Annotated in this window: 1 protein-coding gene; it reads right to left on the minus strand. The window is 41.4% G+C overall.

The features are described from left to right. On the minus strand, positions 1-411 hold a 411-nt coding region (locus CWC14_RS18770; RefSeq protein ID WP_283957466.1), incomplete at both ends, for a beta-ketoacyl synthase N-terminal-like domain-containing protein.

A 411-nucleotide genomic window follows, 5' to 3' on the forward strand; every position in this document is an offset into this window, starting at 1 on the left:
AGTAACAATGGAGATATTCGGTCCACGCAGACCTTTCATAATTGAAAGATGGCCAGAGATCATATTAATAATGGTCGATGGCACATGAAAGGGCGACAGTTTACGTGGGCCTACATTTAGAAGCTTTTCGTGGTTTTCTTCAATCAGAGACAAGCCACCAATACCAGAACCTACAGCTACACCAACGCGATCAGCATTTTGTTCGGTGATTTCTAAGCCAGAATCGTCCAACGCCTGAAGACCTGCAGCGATACCATATTGGATAAATAAATCCATTTTCTTGGTATCTTTTTTTGCCATGTAATCAGTGGCATCAAAATCTTTAATTAAACCGGCGAACTTGGTGCCAAAATCTGTTGTATCAAAATGGGTGATAGGGCCTATGCCACTTTGTCCATTTAATAAGCCTTG

The organism is Pseudoalteromonas sp. S3260 (genome assembly GCF_005886925.1).
GTDB classification, from domain to species: Bacteria; Pseudomonadota; Gammaproteobacteria; order Enterobacterales; family Alteromonadaceae; genus Pseudoalteromonas; species Pseudoalteromonas tetraodonis.